The 18,747-nt window shown below is 42.2% G+C and carries 17 protein-coding genes; 5 read left to right on the top strand and 12 right to left on the bottom strand.

The window, feature by feature from the left end; translation table 11 throughout:
• Window positions 1-429 precede the first annotated feature (429 nt).
• Window positions 430-1,761 carry a CoA-disulfide reductase gene (locus BLV00_RS07120; RefSeq protein ID WP_093043863.1) on the bottom strand — a complete coding sequence of 444 codons (1,332 nt, stop codon included), beginning with the start codon at window positions 1,759-1,761 and terminating at the stop codon, window positions 430-432.
• Between the two features lie 24 nt (window positions 1,762-1,785).
• Window positions 1,786-2,715 (bottom strand): RluA family pseudouridine synthase, encoded by a 930-nt coding sequence (locus BLV00_RS07115; RefSeq protein WP_093043860.1) that lies wholly within the window; start codon window positions 2,713-2,715, stop codon window positions 1,786-1,788.
• A 121-nt stretch (window positions 2,716-2,836) separates the two neighbouring features.
• On the opposite strand from BLV00_RS07115, the gene BLV00_RS07110 reads away from it, so the two are divergent.
• Complete coding sequence (locus BLV00_RS07110; RefSeq protein ID WP_093043858.1) at window positions 2,837-3,166, top strand: four-helix bundle copper-binding protein; 330 nt, start codon at window positions 2,837-2,839, stop codon at window positions 3,164-3,166.
• Window positions 3,167-3,228: 62 nt separating this feature from the next.
• On the opposite strand, the gene BLV00_RS07105 is transcribed toward BLV00_RS07110, so the two are convergent.
• Window positions 3,229-4,344 carry a D-alanyl-D-alanine carboxypeptidase family protein gene (locus BLV00_RS07105; protein WP_245728874.1) on the bottom strand — a complete coding sequence of 372 codons (1,116 nt, stop codon included), beginning with the start codon at window positions 4,342-4,344 and terminating at the stop codon, window positions 3,229-3,231.
• Between the two features lie 190 nt (window positions 4,345-4,534).
• Between BLV00_RS07105 and BLV00_RS07100 the strand changes: the two genes are divergently transcribed.
• The 4 genes from BLV00_RS07100 (at window position 4,535) to safA (ending at window position 7,418) form a co-directional block, all read left to right on the top strand.
• Window positions 4,535-5,545 carry a F510_1955 family glycosylhydrolase gene (locus BLV00_RS07100; protein WP_093043854.1) on the top strand — a complete coding sequence of 337 codons (1,011 nt, stop codon included), beginning with the start codon at window positions 4,535-4,537 and terminating at the stop codon, window positions 5,543-5,545.
• Window positions 5,546-5,629: 84 nt separating this feature from the next.
• The gene (locus BLV00_RS07095) at window positions 5,630-5,929 is read left to right on the top strand and encodes a rhodanese-like domain-containing protein (protein ID WP_093043852.1); all 300 of its coding nucleotides are present in this window, start codon (window positions 5,630-5,632) and stop codon (window positions 5,927-5,929) included.
• A 183-nt stretch (window positions 5,930-6,112) separates the two neighbouring features.
• Complete coding sequence (locus BLV00_RS07090; protein ID WP_093043850.1) at window positions 6,113-6,730, top strand: class I SAM-dependent methyltransferase; 618 nt, start codon at window positions 6,113-6,115, stop codon at window positions 6,728-6,730.
• A gap of 94 nt (window positions 6,731-6,824) precedes the next feature.
• Window positions 6,825-7,418: a SafA/ExsA family spore coat assembly protein gene (gene safA, locus BLV00_RS07085; RefSeq protein ID WP_093043848.1), complete on the top strand. Its 594-nt coding sequence runs from the start codon at window positions 6,825-6,827 to the stop codon at window positions 7,416-7,418.
• 130 nt (window positions 7,419-7,548) lie between these two features.
• On the opposite strand, the gene BLV00_RS07080 is transcribed toward safA, so the two are convergent.
• From BLV00_RS07080 to BLV00_RS07035, 9 genes are all read right to left on the bottom strand, one after another.
• Window positions 7,549-9,078, bottom strand: coding sequence for a multicopper oxidase family protein (locus tag BLV00_RS07080; RefSeq protein ID WP_093043846.1), 1,530 nt, complete (start codon window positions 9,076-9,078; stop codon window positions 7,549-7,551).
• Window positions 9,079-9,203: 125 nt separating this feature from the next.
• Window positions 9,204-11,315 carry a heavy metal translocating P-type ATPase gene (locus tag BLV00_RS07075; RefSeq protein ID WP_093043844.1) on the bottom strand — a complete coding sequence of 704 codons (2,112 nt, stop codon included), beginning with the start codon at window positions 11,313-11,315 and terminating at the stop codon, window positions 9,204-9,206.
• Window positions 11,316-11,337: 22 nt separating this feature from the next.
• Window positions 11,338-11,601 carry an SHOCT domain-containing protein gene (locus tag BLV00_RS22510; protein WP_281242988.1) on the bottom strand — a complete coding sequence of 88 codons (264 nt, stop codon included), beginning with the start codon at window positions 11,599-11,601 and terminating at the stop codon, window positions 11,338-11,340.
• A gap of 127 nt (window positions 11,602-11,728) precedes the next feature.
• Entirely contained in the window at window positions 11,729-11,995 is a 267-nt protein-coding gene (locus BLV00_RS07065) for a hypothetical protein (RefSeq protein ID WP_093043840.1), read from the bottom strand.
• 74 nt (window positions 11,996-12,069) lie between these two features.
• On the bottom strand, window positions 12,070-12,750 hold the full coding sequence (locus BLV00_RS07060) for a response regulator transcription factor (protein ID WP_093043838.1): 681 nt from the start codon (window positions 12,748-12,750) through the stop codon (window positions 12,070-12,072).
• Entirely contained in the window at window positions 12,743-14,134 is a 1,392-nt protein-coding gene (locus BLV00_RS07055; protein WP_093043836.1) for a sensor histidine kinase, read from the bottom strand. The genes BLV00_RS07060 and BLV00_RS07055 overlap by 8 nt, the downstream gene beginning before the upstream one ends.
• A gap of 23 nt (window positions 14,135-14,157) precedes the next feature.
• Window positions 14,158-14,889: an urease accessory protein UreH domain-containing protein gene (locus tag BLV00_RS07050; protein ID WP_093043834.1), complete on the bottom strand. Its 732-nt coding sequence runs from the start codon at window positions 14,887-14,889 to the stop codon at window positions 14,158-14,160.
• A 936-nt stretch (window positions 14,890-15,825) separates the two neighbouring features.
• Entirely contained in the window at window positions 15,826-17,010 is a 1,185-nt protein-coding gene (locus BLV00_RS07040; protein ID WP_093043830.1) for a PDZ domain-containing protein, read from the bottom strand.
• A gap of 88 nt (window positions 17,011-17,098) precedes the next feature.
• Complete coding sequence (locus tag BLV00_RS07035) at window positions 17,099-18,622, bottom strand: S41 family peptidase (RefSeq protein ID WP_093044023.1); 1,524 nt, start codon at window positions 18,620-18,622, stop codon at window positions 17,099-17,101.
• Window positions 18,623-18,747 lie beyond the last annotated feature (125 nt).

The following is an 18,747-nucleotide window of genomic DNA, read 5'->3' as shown; positions in this document are numbered from 1 at the left end:
CGGACCTCCTTGCTTTTATAAGAGTAACGGAAACATCAGTATACAGAATCATTCAATCATCGTAACAGCTACAAAGAGAGCTTATTTCCTGGGGCCTTTTCATGCCGTAAATGTGGAAGATATCTACTACGTAGGGTTCGTTCGTCAAAATATGGATAAGGTGGCGGGGGAAACGGTGAGACTCCCGTGGGAGAAGGGGCTAGACGAGACCCCACAGGTCGTGAAACGACCGAGGAGGCTTGCCAGCTCCCCCACAGGAAAGCGAATCGTTTCCCAGCCACCCTTTCCCCTGTCTCGGTAACGGACCTAAATTACCTTGAAACTGAGTCTTCCACAATTCGGCCCTATAGTTGAATAAGGCTCTTCAATCAACAACAACGCTTAACAATCCAAACAATAGGAGCCTCAGTCATCCCGACTGAGGCTTGCTTATTTCGCTTTACGAGCAGCCTGCTGTATCGGATCCCACACACCGTTATACGGTGGAGCATAGGACAAGTCAAGGTCAAGCAGTTCTTCTGTCGTCATTTCATGAAAAAGCGCCGTGGCCAGTACATCAATCCGTTTATCTACTCCCTCACCACCGATGATTTGCGCTCCAAGCACTTTGAAATTTTCTTCATGATAAGTAAGTTTCAGCGTCATCTTCTCTGGGTTGGGATAATAGCCAGCTGAATCTGTCGCATTTATGGTGATACTCTTATAAGGAAGGTTCATTTGTTCTGCTTCTGTTTCGGAAATTCCAGTCCTACCCAAAGTCAAATCACAAAATTTAATAATAGAGGAACCAACTACGCCTTTAAAAGCTTTTGGACGTTCAGCCATATTCAATCCGGCTATGCTCCCTTGTTTGTTGGCATGGGTTCCTAACGGGATATAGTCATCTTTTTTCTTGATACGGTTGTATTGAGTGGCACAATCACCAGCTGCGTAAATATCCTTGATGTTTGTCTCCATATAGGCATTGACCTGGATCGCATCTTTAAATGTCAAATAGATCCCCGTCCCACGAAGAAAAGAGGTATTTGGAGCAACGCCTACAGCAACCAGAACAAGCTCGGTATCATAAGTTCCTTTATCTGTAATGACTTTTTCTACCCTGTTTTTACCTTCAAAGCCTTCGACATTTTCTTCTAAGTTCAATGCAATGCCCTGTTTTTCTGCTTCTTCATGAATAAAAGCTGCCGTATCTTCATCAAAAATCTTAGCAAGCTGGCTGCCTCGTTCGATAATTCTTACTTTTTTATCAAGCTGTACAAAGCTTTCTGCCATCTCTAACCCGATATACCCTCCACCGATGATCGTCACATTAGTGATTTCTTTGTTGATATATTCCATGATCCGATGTGCATCTGGAATTGTTTTTAACTGAAACACCCCTGGAAGTTCCACACCTTCCCACGGTGGACACACCGGGCTGGCACCAGTAGCTACTAATAAACGATCGTAGTTTTCCTGGAAGGAATCACCCGTTTCCAGATTGGTTCCATAGACCACTTTTTGTTCACAGTCGACACGCGTAACCTCGTGTCTGGTCCGTGCATCGATTCCATATTTCTCCCGAAAAGCTTCTGCTGTCCTTGCAATCAAATTGTCTGTTGATTCTACCTCGCCGCTGATAGCGTATGGCAAACCGCACTGTCCGTACGAATAAATATCGCCTTGTTCAAGCGTGACAATTTCATGGTTTTCACTATTTCGGACAAGTTGCATGGCTGCGCTCATTCCTGCTGCGTCCCCGCCTATGATGACGTACTTCATTATGCAAGTCCTCCTTTTTTACTATTAAATCTTAGCTATTTTAATTAGTTCCTGCTGAAAAATTTCAGGTAAACGGTCACTGGAAGCTGCTGATGCTGAAATCCTTTCCTCTGTTATCGGATGGAGGAAGGATATCTTCGCTGCATGCAAAACCTGTCGCGCATACCCATCATTTTTCTTTCCGTAAAGTTTATCGCCCACTACAGGGTGACCCTGATGGTGCATATGTACACGAATCTGATGCGTCCTTCCCGTTTGAAGCTTCAGCTTGACTACACTGACATGTTGCTTTTTATCAAACCTGATCACCTGATACTCGGTCACTGCCTTTTGACCACCTGGAGATACTCGTCTCCTGCTGGGATGATGACGATCCTTTCCAATCGGCAGATCGATGATCCCCTGTTCTTGTTTAATCTGCCCATGTACCATGGCAAGATACGTACGGCTGATGTTTCTCTGTTCTAAATGCCGGTCCAAAACTGCACCGGCCAAAGCATGCTTAGCGAAAAGAACAGCTCCCGAAGTTTCTCTATCCAAACGGTGAATATGCCTTACTCTAGTCTCTACCCCATTTTCCTGGAAGTAAAAAGCTACGCCATTGGCAAGCGTACCAGTCTGTCCGGCTTCATTCGGATGGGTATCGACACCAGCAGGTTTGTTGACCACAAGCAGATGATCATCCTCATATACTATTTGCATGTCAAGTTTGTCTGGAACAACCCCAAATTCCTCTCTTTGGAATAGGCGCACCTGAAATCGATCCTGTACCTTTAACAAGGTTGACCAGGGAACCAGTTCTCCGTTTACCGTTGCATCCTTATTCATACGCCACTGATGTAACAGTTTTTTAGGTGTCTTCCAGACATGCTTCAATAGAGACTCGACCGTTTCCTCTTGCCATTTTTCAGGAATTACGATTTCCAACCATTCTCCCTGCTTATTCATCTCCATAGAGCACCAACTTTCTAAACAATGATTTTTCAGACTATTTTCCCAATTAATGCTAATTTGGTTTAATTACTTTTTAAATTGGAAATGGCATTTATGTAAAAAATTTTAGGAGGTATTGAATATGAGTCATGAAAAGTATGCAAGTGTCATCGAAGTTTTACATGAATGTATGGAAGCGTGTAACCATTGTTACACATCCTGTCTTCAGGAAGACAATGTAAAGGAAATGGCAGAATGTATTCGCTTAGATCGTGAATGTGCTGATATTTGTGCATTCTTCGAACAATCTCTGACCCGTGATACTCCATATGTGCAAGAGCTTGCCCAACTATGCGCAAAAGCATGCCGTGACTGCGGCGAAGAATGCGCTAAGCATGATCATGATCATTGCCAGAAATGTGCAGAAGCTTGCCGTAAATGTGCAGATGAATGTGAAAAGTTAGTTTCATAATACATGAAAAAAGCTGTCGCGGAAAAGTTTAACGAACTTTTCCAGTGACAGCTTTTTTACATTCACTTAGAAGAAAAGAGACTTGCGAACCATTGGAAAATGGCATCTTTCCAGGAAGAGTTCTCATCTTCTACACCCTCATCCTTTCCTTGATCAACAGGTTCCCCACTTGCTTTGGTCACTTGTTTTAATTCTCCTGTTGTCAAAATTCCATTGTCTGCTTCAATCAGTAAATACCCTTTTCTAGTCACTTTTTCTGTAATTACCGTTCCCTTTTTCTTTGTATAAGGAAGGGATTCTTCCAGTTCATATTCTATCCCATCTTTTTCATAAGTGGTTCCAGCCGGAATTGTTGCCGACTCATAATTTTCAAAACCATAATCAAATAAGGTACCAGCTTCTGTATAGGATTGTTCGGCATTCTTCGCCTTAAGTACGACAGCAATCAATTCCATACCTCCACGTTCAGCTGTCCCAACCAGGGTATGTCCGGACTTCGTAACCCAGCCGGTCTTCGCCCCGGTAGCATCGTCATATCGCCACAGCAGGCGATTGTGATTGATGATGGTGGTTTCCCATTCTTCCCCTTTCCATTCCAGCTCTTTTGTTCCCACGATTTCTTTGAATGTTTCATTTTGCATGGCATATTGGGTTATTTTTGCCATATCCCTTGCCGTTACATAATGGTCTTTATCAAATAACCCATGCGGATTTTTAAAATTGGAATTCTCTATACCTGCTTTTTCTTCAGCAAAGGTGTTCATCACCTGGGCAAAGTTCTCGACACTTCCTCCTAAATGCTCAGCAATTGCAATACCTGCATCATTACCGGAGTTCATCAACAAGCCTTGGACCAGTTTCTTAAGCGGGACTTCCTCCCCTTCCTTCAAATACACTCTGGTGCCATCCACATTCCTTGCTCTCTCGCTGACGATGACTTTATCATCCAATTCCCCCTGCTCGATGGCGATGATGCCGGTGAGAATCTTTGTTATACTTGCGGGAAACATTTTTTTATCACTATTTTTTTCGAATAATACTTGGCCGCTTTTTCCATCCATTAAAATAGCAGCTTCACTTTCTGTTGCAGGCTGCTTATCCACTGCTGCTAATCCTTTCTGCAAGGGTAAGGTAAACAACAGCACCAAAATCATGACAGGAATCCAAATCCGGTTCATTATCATATCCTCCAACGTTCGTCATATTCTGACAATCTCTTTCCTGATTATATACGATGAACCTTAAATTGAAAAAGGAATATGCAGGAAGCATCCCTGCAACGTAAAAGAAAGTTCTATTTTCTGCATGAAATCTCCACAAAAATAAATTATAATTTCTCTATGTGATTTTTTTACGAAGGAGCTGCTTATGATTAAAAAACTATTACTTATAACAAGCATCAGTGTAGGGATAATTCTTTCAGGCTGTAACCAAAATGAAGAAGGAAGTCAAACAGAAGAAGATACACAGACCGACAAGGCAGAACAAAACGATTCAGAGAGTCAGTCTAAAGATCAATCTAATGGGAACATGGCTGAATTTCTTCAGCCTTTTGATGGTTCTGTCAATCATGTCCATGGCATCGGCTATATGAACCCTGAAACCGGGATAGCATTTGCCTCCCATACCGGACTTAAATTTTATAAAGATGGGAAATGGCAGGAAACAAAAGGACAACATAATGATTATATGGGATTCAATGCAGTTGAGGATGGTTTTTATACGTCCGGTCATCCAGGTAAAGACTCGGACTTGCCCAATCCATTAGGGCTCAAGAAAAGCTTTGATGGCGGCCAAAGTATGGAGAATCTAGGGTTTGAAGGGGAAAGCGATTTTCATACGATGGGAGTTGGTTATAGGAACCATGCCATCTACCTTATGAACATCCAACCGAACTCCAAGCTTGAGGCAGGGTTTTATCGCAGTTTAGATGATGGCGAAACGTGGGAATCCGTAGAGGCTAACGGATTAAGCACCAGTCCTTTCGCTATTGCTGTACATCCAACAGATGAAAATATTGTTGCCGCTTCCACCAAGAACGGCGTCCATCTTAGTGAGGATGGCGGGAAGTCTTTTGAGCTGATTAAAGAAAACACCCAGGGTACGGCTTTATTTTTCGAAGAAGATACGTTATATTACGCCACTTATTCCAATGAACCAACTATGGAAGCCGTAAATTTAGAGGATCGTTCCGCGGAAAAGATCTCCTTGCCTGATATCGGACAGCAAGCCATTTTGTACATTGCGAAGAATCATGCTGCCGATGAAGCATTCACGATTCTTTCCAGTAACGGAGAGACAGACAATGCCTACAGAACAACCGATGGAGGTTCAAATTGGCAGCAAATCATCGACCAGGGAAAGCCGCTATCCAAGTAATATAATTGTCATCTAAAAATACGTTTCTTCTTATACCTATAGAGGTAAATCTATTATATAACAAATCATAAGGAGGTATTTTAGATGGCAACAAAAATCAATCCAGAGGTAGCCGACGAGAAACGCAATCAAGCTGATGTGGAAGTACTCGATGTACGGACAGATGAGGAAGTCGAAGAAGGCATGATTCCAGATGCCATTCATATTCCTCTCGACCAAATTGAAAATAAAGTGGACGATCTAGATGAAGATAAAGAATATATCACTGTCTGTGCTTCTGGTAGACGCAGTGACCAAGCCGCAGATATTTTGAATGAACAAGGATACCAGGCTCAAACGCTGGATGGCGGCATGCACGAATGGAACGGAGAAGTCACGCAATAAAGAGATAGTAAAGGCTGGCGATAAGCCAGCTTTTGCTGTTTCTGGCAGACTAAAGGGATACATAAGCTTACTTTATTGAAAGTTTGTCATTCATCTGTAAGCATTGCTCCTTATATAATCCCATTTGTCTAGTTACTTGAACAACAATTGGTATACTAAATATAAAAGGGGGATATCACTTGTATGAATAATAAACAAACAGAAACGATTAAACGAAGATATAACCGCATTTCCAGCGTATTCGATGTAATGGACCGGATGATACGTGAAAAATGGCGGGAAGACCTGCTCCAACACGCACATGGCAAAGTACTTGAAGTCGGTGTTGGTACAGGGTCTAATCTCAAGTTCTATCCCAAATATGTAGAAGTTACTGGTATTGATTTCAGTCCAGCCATGTTGGAAAAAGCCAGAAATAAAGCAAGAAAGATGCCCCAATCTTTTGATTTGATCGAAATGGATGCGCAACAAATGGAGTTTCCGGACAATACATTTGATACAGTGGTGTCTACCTGTGTCTTCTGTTCTGTTCCTGATCCGGTCCAAGGCTTAAAAGAAATTCGCCGGGTCACCAAAGCTGAGGGGAAAGTCATTATGCTTGAACATATGCGAAGCGATAATGAAGTCGTCGGGAAAGCAATGGATATTTTGAACCCGATCGGCCTGAATATCGTCGGGGCAAACATCAACCGTAAAACGATTAAAAATATTGAACAGGCTGGGATGAAAGTAGAAAACGAGGAATTCCTGATGTCTTCTATTATGAGAAGACTAATTCTCTCTCCTAATAAAAAAAACTGAATATTAACGCAGATATATTCCTTTCTCTCCTTCCCAGTTTCAAAAAGAATGATTAACAGTATTTTTGGCATCTTAATACCTAGGAGGTAGTAAGATGAAAAAAATACTGTTAATCACAATGAGCTTAACATTTATATTACCACTAAGTGCATTTGCAGAAACTTATACCGTTAAAAGGGGAGACACAATGTGGAAAATTGCCGTCAAGTACAAAAGGGGCGTAACTGAAATTATCGAAGCAAACCCACAGGTGGAAAACCCAGACCTTATTTACCCTTATCAGAAGTTAACTATCCCTACCATCGATTCCATTAAACGAATCGAGCATCAAGTCATTCAATTAGCAAATCAAGAGCGAGCTAAATATGGACTGCCAGCGTTGAGACCAGACTGGGAACTTTCACGAGTGGCCAGATATAAATCCAGAGAAATGAGCAGGAAAGGATATTTTTCTCATCGTAGTCCTACCTATGGCTCCCCATTTAACATGATGGAGGATTTTAATATTGATTACAGTCATGCAGGTGAAAATATCGCTAAAGGTCAAAGCACACCAAGAGCAGTTAATAGAGCCTGGATGAACAGTCCAGGACATCGAAGAAACATATTGAATAAAAACTTCACTCATATTGGTGTCGGTTATGCCAAGAATGGTCCTGTCTGGACGCAAATGTTTATTGCGAAATAAAACAAAAAAGACATTCTTCCGCCTTTTATGGCTGAAGAATGTCTTTTGTTTTATTATTAAGATGTGTTGTTCTAGGCATGTGTATATGGGGAACTATAAGTTGTCAGTCTGCCACCTGCTTAATATCTAATCAGCCTGGGTTGTTACCTTTTTCTCCACCGATTTCAAATGGAGAATATACCTCTTTATAATCGACGATTGTCACCATCCCACGATCCGCGTGATTGTTATCATGACAATGGAACAACCATTCTCCTTTATTATTCGCTTTGAAGTAAATAGTATATTGTTCACCAGGCTTCACATGGATCAAATCTTTTACAATCGGATTATCAAACTCGCTTCCGTCTTTGGAAACAACTTGGAATCTGTGTCCATGCAGATGCATCGGATGATTCATTCTTCCATTATTGGTAATATTCACCTTTACGATGTCTCCATCACTGACTTTAATGGGAGGAGTATCTGGGAATACATCATTATTAATTTGGAAAACCATTCCCTCCCCCATGTTCATCCCCATACTTAAATCCATATTATAGGTCACATCTGCTTCCGGGGTCTCTTCAAAAAGCAATTTTTCACTTCCATAACTGACACCGTCAGCCACCCCGGAACTTGCTGCTATATTATTGGCTTTGACGTCAGAGCCCTTCTCAGTGACTACTGGAATTCTCATATCTTCCGCGTTCTCTACGTCCGTTTTTTGTCCAATAATTTCCGATTCACTTGTTTGTTTGGTAAATGCTACATCAATCCGCTCTCCTGGTGCAATTTCGATTACATTTGTGGAACCTTTTTCAATCTTCACTTTTTCTGCATCGTTCGCAATCACTTTGGTAGAACCTTTTGGAAAAACTAGTTGATGCTGTTGATAGCCTGCATTTACAAAACGAAGTCTCGCTGTTTCACCTTTTTTCATGACTAAAGGTTCAATCGCATCTCCAGCCTTTCCATTTACGGTGAAAGTATCGTACATTTGCTGAGTATCCGCTTCCCCATTGCCTGACATACCACCCATCATCATACCGCCCATATTGGACATATCGCGTTTTTCTTGATTAACTGCCCATTCATCCAAAATGAAAAACTCATCGCGTTCATATTCTTTTTCTTTTTCCTCAACCACCAGGGAGCCATACAATCCTTTATCCACTTGGGTAGAACTGTGTTGATGAGAGTGGTACCAATAAGTGCCTGCGTCATCAGCGATATATTCATAAGTAAAGGTTTCGCCAGGCTGGACAGCATTCTGAGTAAGACCTGGAACACCATCCATTTTATTTGGCAGCAGGACGCCATGCCAGTGAATGGTAACCGGGACATCCAGCTCATTTTTCAGATTGATTCGTACGAAGTCTCCCTCCGTCACACGCAATGGTTCCCCGGGTACTGTTCCGTTATATGTCCACGCGTTCACTGTCTCACCATTGCCAATATCCCATTCTATCTCCTGTGCTGTCAGGTCGAAAGTTTTTACCGCTCTATCTCCAGCCTCCTGGCTGCCTACATCTAAAATACTGGTCCCTTCCTCTTCCAAAACTTCTTCGGGTAAAGACTGGTTGCTGCTGTTGTTATAGTATGGGGAATTAAAAAATAGGACCACCCCTAGCCCTAAAAGTATGACTATCATTGCTGAGCCAATTATTTTCCTGTTCATTTTGTTTCACCTCATAATAAATTACTAACTGTTCATTAGTACCCGCAAACATTGCAGATATCGTGCAGATTTTACAAAAAATATGAAAGGCTGTGTAAGAATAAACTCTCACACAGCCTCTCTTATTAAGCTTTCAATAGTTTCGCGTTTATTGCCACAATGACGGTGCTGAGACTCATCAGTATTGCACCGACTGCAGGGCTCAACAATATTCCCATGAATGCCAATGCACCAGCGGCAAGTGGTATGGCAATAATGTTATAACCAGCTGCCCACCATAAATTCTGTACCATTTTCCGGTACGTCTTTTTCGAGAGATCCATAATACTTACTACGTCTTGTGGGTTACTTTTTACTAATACCACATCAGCTGTTTCCATAGCGACATCTGTACCGCTCCCGATAGCAATCCCTAAGTCAGCTGTAGCCAGAGCAGGAGCATCGTTGACTCCATCTCCTGTCATGGCAACTTTCCAGCCTTTCTGCTGAATTTCTTTGACCTGGTCAGATTTGTTATGCGGAAGTACTTCTGCATAGACTTCTTCAATTCCTACCTGTTCTGCCACCCAATCTGCGACCTTTTGATTATCACCTGTCAACATAATTGGATGGATGTTCATTGCCTTCAATTCAGAAATGGCATCTTTGGCAGAATCCCGGACCATATCTGCTAATGCGATCATACCCATCAATTCATCTTCGACCACTACGAAGACTACCGTTTTCCCCTTTTCAGAAAGGGAATTGAATTGTTCCTTATCATAGTCAAACGAACGCTCATTAACGTAAGCCGGACTGACGACAAGGACTTCTTTTCCTTCTACCGTTCCTTTCAGGCCTTTGCCTGTCATTGATTCAAAGTCTGATACTTCTTTCAGCTTCAATTCTTTTTCCTGGGCTTTGTGAATAACCCCTTCAGCGAGTGGATGCTCGGAGTTTTGTTCGGCACTCGCAGCCCATAGCAGTACATCATCTTCGGTATGAGTGCCTGCAGCAATAATGTCGGTAACACCAAATTCCCCTTTTGTCAGGGTACCGGTTTTATCAAAGACGACAGCATTCAAATTACGGGCACCTTCAAAGTTAGTGCGGTTTCTGATTAATAGGCCTTTTCTTGCGGAAATCGATGTTGAAACAGCTACCACAAGCGGTGCAGCCAGTCCAAGTGCGTGGGGACAAGTAATGACCATGACTGTCACCATCCGCTCCAGGGCGACATCGAACGCATAGCCTAATGCGAGCCAGATGGACAAGGTACCGAACCCTGAAGCTAATGCAATATAAAATAGCCACTTAGCTGCACGGTTAGCAAGATCCTGAGCTTTAGACTTCGATTCCTGGGCTTCTTTTACTAAGGTAATGACTTGAGAAAGATAGGTGTCATCCCCTGTCTTCTGAACCTCGATTTTCAGGGAACCTTCCTGGTTGACTGCCCCTCCGATAACCTCTTCATCGACATTTTTTTCTACAGGCATAGATTCTCCGGTCAGCATCGATTCATCAATTGCTGATTTTCCTTCGGTAATGACACCATCTACCGGAATCTTTTCACCTGGTTTTACTAAAACAATATCACCTGTGTTTAAATCAGAAACAGCCACATCTTCTGTTTCTCCATTTTGTTGGACACGGTGCGCTTCATTCGGCATCAGCTTGACCAATTCCTCCAGAGCATTGGAGGCTCCCATGATTGAACGCATTTCAATCCAATGACCCAACAGCATGATATCGATCAGCGTAGCAAGCTCCCAGAAGAAGTTCTTCCCGCTCCAGCCGAATACGACGAGTGAACTGTAGCCATAAGCGACAAATATCGCTAATCCTATCAAAGTCATCATACCAGGGTTTTTCTGCTTCAGTTCACTGATACCACCGGTAAGGAATGGCCAGCCACCATAGAAAAATACAATGGTAGAAAGGCCGAATAAGATCCATTGATCAAATGGAAATCGCCAATCTACTCCAAGGAACCCTTGAATCATTGGAGATAACATTAATATCGGCACGGTCAATAATAACGAAATGTAAAATCGTTTCTTGAAATCAGCTACCATGTCTCCGTGGCCGTGATGATCATGACCACCTCCATGGCCTGCATGATCATGGTTCTCATGTTGACCGTGTTCTTCATGGCCGTCAGGATGCTCCTGGTCATCGTGATGTTCATGATTAACATGGTCTTCGTGATTCTGATGATACTGGTGATTATTTCCTAGCTGCTTATCTTTATCTGACATCATGATACTCCTTTCTTCTGGATTATTGTTCTAATTTCCGCTTCAAACGATCGTATTCTTCTTCCGAAATTTCTCCTCTCGCTAACCTTTCTTTCAACGTATCGAGAGATTTATTACTGGAGGTATGTTCCGGTTTATTATTGGAACCTGGTTTCATCATCCAAATTACAATCGCAATTATGGCAATGATAATCAGAATCCAAATAAATCCGAAACCAAAAAACCCACCCATACCTCCGTTCATTCCACCACCGTTCATCATAAATATATCCACTCCTTTTTTCATGTTCACATTATACCCATTCCACGGTAGGTATTATCCTAATCATATACGTATATGAAAAAAGACAGTCGAATAAATTCAACTGCCTTACTTATTTAAATTAGAAGGAAGGGGTATTCCCCTTCCTGTGTTAAAAGTTATTCATCATGCCTCTGCCGGCATTACCCGGTCCGTTCGGTCCGTTTTGGCCATGGCAATCCTGGTACATTTCTTCCAATTGTGAGTCATTGAAGTCTGGATGCATTTCTTTCATAAAAGGCAACATTTCTTCAAAGCTTCCCTGCCAGAATCCTTGTCCTGGTCCTTGTCCTGGTCCATCCCCATGAGCCAAAACGACATTTCCAAGCCCTAGTACTAAAGCTATAGCTGTTATCCCTGCCAACAATTTCCGCTTCACAACGATCCCTCCTTTCTTACTTTCACTTTATCCTTTAATTATGGAGAAATCATTGAGAAGACGTGACAAAATTATTAACTTTTCGAGGATTGTATCCATTTATAACCGACACCCCATACCGTTTGGAAATAGTCATCGATCGGAAACCCTGACTGTCTTATTTTTTCCCGCATATTACGGACGTGGGAATCGATGGTTCTTCCTTCCGTATCAGAGTCAAATCCCCATATCAGTTCAATCAATTGATGACGGTCATAAACCCGATTCGGATGCTTCATCATATAACCAATCACCGCAAATTCTTTCGGCGTCAATTTGATAGGCTTTTCCTGATAAGTAAGTTGATGATTGTCTCCATCCCATTTAAGCCCATCAATGTCTACACTGTTTTCTTTCCCGGTTCTCCTTAATAAGGCTTCCATTCTGGCAGTCAGTTCATCTGCATCAAACGGCTTGGTAATATAGTCATCCGCTCCAAGCTTCAACCCTTTTACGATATCCTCCTTTTGTTCCCGAGCTGTCACCATGATGATGGGCACTTCAGAGATTTCCCTGATTGATTGGCAAACCTCCCAGCCGCTCATTCCTGGCATCATGATATCCAATAGGACGATATCAAATGAAGTTTCCGTTACCTTTTCCACCGCTTCTTCTCCAGAGGCAGCCTGTTCACATTGAAAGCCTTCAGGTGTCAGATACAGCTGGAGCAGATCCAGCATCCGTTGTTCATCGTCTACTAATAATGCCTTAGCCATTATTCTTCCCTCCTGGCAGTTCCATCATAAAAGTCGTCCCTTCCCCAAGTCTGCTTTTTACATTTATTTTACCGTCATGCAGCCGGATGATTTCTTTTACAATCGCCAGACCTAATCCAGACCCACCACTTGCTCTGGAACGCGATTTGTCTACACGGTACAGTCTGTCAAAGATAAATGGTAATTCCTCAACAGGGATGCCGCTCCCTTCATCACTTACATGCACCACGGCTACCCCCTGTTGCATTTCTGATGAAATGCGTATCGTTGCTCCAGCTGGCGAATGTTTTAAGGCATTATCCAACAAGTTGAGCATGATTTGTTGAAAACGTTCCGGATCCACGAACGCTTCGACATTCATGGGACAGTTCAAGTCAAGCATCACCTTTTTTTCATCAAAGACTGGATGCAGCCGTTTCACTACCTTTTCTAAAGAATCACACAACTTCACTTGCTCTGGGGCAATAGAAAATTGATTTTGATCCATTTTTGCCAAAGCAAAAAGGTTTTTGACCAATAATGTCAGTTGTTCAGACTCTTCTTTTAAAATATCCAAGTAATGTCCACGTTCTTCCATGGATAAACTACTACGGCCGGCAATGTCTGCGTATCCTTTGATATAAGTAAGCGGAGTCCGCAATTCATGGGCAATATTCGCTAAAAAATCATTACGATCCCGTTTTAAATGCTCTAATTCACTCGCTAATGTCTGGATAGCACTGGCAAGCTCACCTAATTCATCTTTACGGCTGGTTGTTTCAAGTGAAATGTCAGTTTCCCCTGTACTCATCCGCTCGGTTACTTGCTTCATATGGATCAAAGGCAAGGTTAGGAATCGTGTCAAAATGAATATTGTAATAATTGTCAACAAAACCGTAAGCAAGCCGATGATTACGAATTGTCTGGTAAGCTCATTCACGACGTTTTGAACAGCGTCAGAAGGAGAAAACATATAAACCTGACCCACTAATTCTCCATCTATGACAATAGGGGATAGTGTTGCAATATAAGGGGCAGTTCTCCATCTATCTTCAATAACCTTACCAGCATGGCTTACATTTATAGAGTTTTCATGATCAATCAGTTGAATGATTTCTTTTGTAGCTTCCGTTGATTTAGAAAGTACTTCCCCATTCTTTCCTGTAATGATGACATCAGTGGCAGCTTCTGTTTCCATTAAAGCTACATGATTCAAGGTGATATCATCGAAACTTTTTTCCAGTACATCCCTATGACTGCTGCCCCGGGCAAGCAACCCTTCTAGTACCTCATCCACCTGGTTGGAAACAAGGTTAGTATAAAGTACAGAAAAAAGCAGCACCTCTACAATCATAATGAACACAAAGAATATCAATGCCACTTTCAATGAGAGTTTATTCAACATATTAACAGCCTCTATTCTTTATTCTACCAATACGTAAATGTATCTAAAATTCCTACGATTATTAGTAGTATACCAGCAATACGCTGTACTATTGTACCGACACGACGGCCTTTTCTTAACAGGTTACCACTCAAACCGAAATAGGCAATCACCCCGATGAAAATTAACAGCGGTATGGATGTGCCGACACCAAAAACGGTCGGCATAACGGCACCATAAGGTGTGGCTACTACAATCGGCATCAATGTAAAGAAAAACAACACGAACATGGTCGGACAAAAAGCCAATGTAAAGCCGGCACCCAGAAAGAAGCTGCCCCACGGCGACTGCTGATTCGTTAAACGCTGTGGTATCTTAAATAAGGTCACCGTCTTGTTGAATTTTATCAAACCTAATAAATAAATGCCGATCATTACTAATAAAGGGCCGATCGCTTTTCTCATCCATGGAAACATCGCTTGCAATTCCTGGAATATATCCCTTCCGAGCCACCAGAAGATAAATCCCAGTCCAGAAAAAACGATGATTTTCCCAATTATGAACATTCCAATAGAACCCCATGGTATTTTTTCACGGAGTGATTGATTACCATATAATGTCATTGCACCGATGTTGCTTGTCAACTGGCATGGAGCAGCTGCACCTACAAGTCCAAGCACTAACGCATATAATAACGGCCACTCCTGTACACTGTATGACAATTGGATAACCGGTTCCATTACTACCCTGCTGATCCAGTTCAATATTTCATACATTACCGGCACCCCCTTCTTATGACATTTTCAGCTTAGTAGTTAAATTTGCAGAAACCATGCATTTTCCTATAAAAGTTTTATGAGGATAGTTGCCAAAAAAAAGATGCCCAATAAATGATAAGGACATCATTGAACACCTATATTCAATTATAGGGCCGAAAAGTCGAAGACTTGATTTCAAGATAATTTGGGTTCGTTGCTGAGTTCAAGATGAAGGGAGGCTGGGAAACGATTCGCTTTCCAGCTTCATCGCCTAGAACTCGCGACATAAGCAATCCATCAACGGGAAGAAAGAGCCCTTCCCTTTTGCTGTTCTGCTTATGCGTGTCGTCTCCCAAGGCGATTACGCATTCATTTCTTTCCTGTGGGGGAGTGGCAAGCCTCCTCAGACTTCGTCTTCCGGGGTCTCGCCTGAATCCTTCTCCCACGGGAGTCTCACCGTTTCCCCGCCCCCTATCCGTTTTTTGATGAACGAACCCTGTGTTATATAGAAGATATCTTCCACATTCTCTGCATAGCAACAAGGTCCAATTATCCAGGAAACAAGCCCTCATTGCAGCTGTTACTATGGTTGAATGATTCTGCCTAACTATGTTTCCATTTCTCATAAACGCAAGGAGGTTTGGGAAATTGCGAGACTCCTCGAAAATGCTACGCATTTCCTTCGTGCGGTGTTTATTCAAGAAGCTTAATCAAAGTCCTATGGGAAATTAGTACATGGTGAGATCCCGGAAGGCGAAGCCTGAGGAAGCTCACCACATGCCCACGGAAAGCGAGTGATTTCCCGGACCTCCAGAGATTCTCAACCGTAACGGAAACAATTTATCTCGTAACTGAGTCTTCAGCAAAAGGGAGTTTAACTGTAAAAGCATCACCAGGTCTTAACAAAAGTCACTACCTGTACGCTCTTGTTCTGGAGACAGTCTTCTATTAATTTTAATGTGATGCCGCTTTTCTTCTTACATTTTCTTTTACAAATAACAAGCCTAACTGATGAGGATCGTTCTCATACATGGCACGTTGGGTGAAACGGATCTCTCCTCTTCGATCGCGGACTTCAATTTTACATAGTGCCCGATTCACCTGTAAAGCGTAATAAAACTCCTCTTCATTAGTCACTTTCCTTTGGTTTATGCGCTCAATCTGATCTCCTACCTCTACACCCATCTGAGCAGCCGGGCTATTTTTAATCACCCCAAGCACCTTCAAGCCATCATCATTGGCAGAAAAGTAAGTACGCTTATTATCACGGAAATGATGTAGCATGGTGACAAACACTTTACCGATTACTGCAACTCCAATTGACACGAAAGCCAGCCATTCCCACCAATAACTGGCAAGAATTAGACCGGATACCATTAAGGCTAATAAAAACAAACCGCTCCCTAACTTTTTGGCGGCTGCTACAGGATGCTGGCCTTTTGACTTCACTTCAAAGCCTGTCATCAATGGGACCAACATTAACCCGTATCCATTTCCAGCTATATCAAGTAATGGCCACCATGGCATAAACGATGTGATGACCCCGCCTGGAATCAATACAAAAAAAGGAATCAAGCCAAGCTTTTTCAAGCGATGTTGCCCAATCCATTTCCCTCGTGAGCCCGCCACTAATTCAGGAAAGGTTTCTTTATGACTTAACCGGAGCATCCAAAAAGCTTCCACAAATAAAAGTACTGCCAGAATCACACCGACACCGCTGAGTGAAACAGCCCCAAGCATCTCTTGCCACCTATCAGGCATGATAGTGACGGGTAATCTTTGTAGTAAAAAAAAGAGACCATAGCTGATGGCAAACGTATAAGCTGCTGATAAAAACCTCAGGCGCATGGATAAGCTGACCAGCAAAATCACCGTGCTAATTAGTAGAATTACTGGATAAGGTATGACGATTCCAGCCCCAACCATTACAACCGACAAGATCCCCCCTGCAACAAACCCAGTCTTCCAGGTGCCCTTCAGCTCGGAAAATATATCAAAGACGCGGATACCGAACATGCTTCTTTCTATAGTTATTCTCTTCATTGAAATGATGATACCAAATATAAAAAACCAGTAGAGGAGTGGTTGCATTAATAGTTTTCCTAATACATTCGTTAACTCTTGCAGCCAGACTTCCACGTTCCATACCTCCTTATGTATACAGAAAAATATCCGCAGTCAGTGACTACGGATATAATTCGCTATCTATTTGTTAAATCCTGCTTTATTACTGGAATAAAACATCCAGGGCTTTTTCCATCTGTTTATCATTCTTGCCGTCACGGATCAATTCCACTATTTTAGCTTCAATAGAACCGCCCGTTTCTTGATCGATGACACCGGTTGCTTCAAGCCCTTCCTCTTTTTGGAATTTCTTGACCGCTTTCTCTGTACTCTTATCAAAATAACCATCCGTACGTTCCAGTTTATAACCGAGGCCTTTAAGCATCAACTGCACATTTTTTATTTTTTCGCTATTTTGATCGTATTTCAGTGGCTTCTCTATTTCCACTGGATTCGTATAGAAGTATGCAGGCTGCTTTACTTCAATAGTAGGTTCGACGCCTTTATCGTGAATCCAATTGCCTTCAGGAGTCAGCCATTTATACAAGGTGATTTTGATTGTGCTGCCATCCCCCATTGGAATCGCCTGTTGGACCGTACCTTTCCCAAAAGTAGTTTCACCGACGAGTTCATACCCGCCCGCTTCTTTCATAGCAGCAGCCAATATTTCGGATGCTGAAGCGCTGCCTTCATCCATAAGTACTGTCACTGGATAATTTTTCTTTTTATCTGTTTTTGAGAAATAACGTTCTTTTTCTCCATTTTTATCTTCGACTTGGACATATGGCACGTCATCCGGGATAAAATTTTTCAAAATTTCCTGTACATCAGTAAATAAACCCCCAGGATTTCCTCGAACATCAATGATTAAACCTTCCATCCCTTTACCTTCTAACTCATCCAAAGCTTTTTTGAACTCATCAGAGGTCTTCTCTGAAAATGAAGTGATTTCAATCACTCCTGCCTTTTTGCCATCTACTTCTTTTACTTTAGAATGCACTGTTTCTAAAGGAATATCGTCACGCACGATTTCTATTGTAAGCGGATCGGAGACACCTGGTCGATCAATCTTCAGACTTACCTCTGTTCCTTTTTCGCCTCTGATTTTTAAAACAGTTTCATATAAATCCAGTCCTTCAACACTTTCTCCATCTACAGCAAGAATTTGATCATTCGGTTTCAAACCGGCTTCTTCAGCAGGTGAGCCTTTTATCGGCCCTACGATCGTAACTTTGCCATCGACCATGCTGACTTCCGCCCCAATGCCTTCAAAAGAGGATTCAATGGATTGATCGAACTGCTTCATTGTTTCTTTATCCATATATACGCTATATGGATCATCCAAGGTTTCGAGCATACCTTGAATCGCACCTTCAATAAGTTGCTGTTTTCCCACATCCTGCACATAATTTTCCTGGATGATATTGTAGGCCTGCTCCACTTTCTTCATGTCTGCTGAAGCGTTACCATTCTTCCCATTAGAAGCCGCGAATTTCTCTAATATACTTTGCCGCTCACTTTCACTTAAGTCAGCAAAGCTTTCTGCTTTTTGATCTGTTTGTTCACTATTGGTCGCAGGCTCGCCTGGTTCTGATTGAGCGAGCTTGATTCCAAAATAAGAACCGGCTGCTCCCAGCAGCAAAGCGGCCACCAGCAGAATGACGACATGACTTTTTTTCAAATTCATCATTTTCACCCTCTATCGTTAGGATTCCATGGGGTTGCTCGTAATTGCAGAAAAAGGCATCACACCGAATTGTGCGATGCCTTTTCTATTATAGTTTATGAACTGCATGTCCTGGTAATACCACG

Origin of the sequence: Thalassobacillus cyri (genome assembly GCF_900107755.1) — a bacterium.
In the GTDB taxonomy this organism is placed as follows: Bacteria; Bacillota; Bacilli; order Bacillales; family Halobacillaceae; genus Thalassobacillus; species Thalassobacillus cyri.
Note: the sequence above shows the minus strand (reverse complement) of the source record. Positions and strands in the feature narration are given on the sequence as shown.